Annotated in this window: 1 pseudogene; it reads right to left on the bottom strand. The window is 77.6% G+C overall.

The features are described from left to right. Positions 1-228: pseudogene (locus KVT14_RS22045) on the bottom strand (squalene synthase); the annotation flags it as partial.

The following is a 228-nucleotide window of genomic DNA, read 5'->3' on the forward strand; positions in this document are numbered from 1 at the left end:
GGTCGACCTCGGCCGCGCCGATCACGGTGCGGCGCGCGGTGCGCGCGAACGCGTGCACGTCGAGGTTGGTCGAGTACCCCGACGCCATCGCGCGGGCGGTCTGCGCCTCGTGCTCGTCGAGCAGCGCCGCCGCGTCGTCGCCGCCGCGGGTGTCCACCACCTCGTCGGCGATCCGGGCCAGGGCGTACACGGCCTCGATGTCCCGGCGGGCACGCGGGCCGGGCAGCC

The organism is Cellulomonas sp. GbtcB1 (assembly GCF_019091725.1).
Lineage (GTDB): Bacteria > Actinomycetota > Actinomycetes > Actinomycetales > Cellulomonadaceae > Cellulomonas.